Annotated in this window: 1 protein-coding gene; it reads left to right on the forward strand. The window is 68.3% G+C overall.

The genetic code is table 11. From position 1 onward, the window contains the following. On the forward strand, positions 1-357 hold a 357-nt coding region (locus BIV25_RS45900), incomplete at both ends, for a PAS domain S-box protein (protein WP_256257229.1).

The raw sequence follows: 357 nt of genomic DNA on the forward strand, positions 1-357 counted from the left end.
GTTCCGGGGGCTGCTGGAAGCGGCACCCGATGCCATGGTCATCGTGGACGACACCGGCACCATCAAACTCGTCAACGCACAGACCGAGGCACTGTTCGGCCACCGCCGCGAGGACCTCCTCGGCCACCCCGTGGAAATGCTCGTACCCGGCCGCTTCCGCGAACACCACACCCACCACCGCGACCACTACGCCGCCAACCGGCAGGTACGCCCCATGGGCGCCGGCCTCGAACTGTACGGGCTCCGCAAGGACGGCACCGAGTTCCCGGTCGAGATCAGCCTCAGCCCACTCGAAACCACCGACGGCCTCCTCGTCTCCGCCGCCGTCCGCGACATCAGCGAACGCAAAGCCGCCGA

The organism is Streptomyces sp. MUSC 14, assembly GCF_001866675.1.
In the GTDB taxonomy this organism is placed as follows: Bacteria; Actinomycetota; Actinomycetes; order Streptomycetales; family Streptomycetaceae; genus Streptomyces.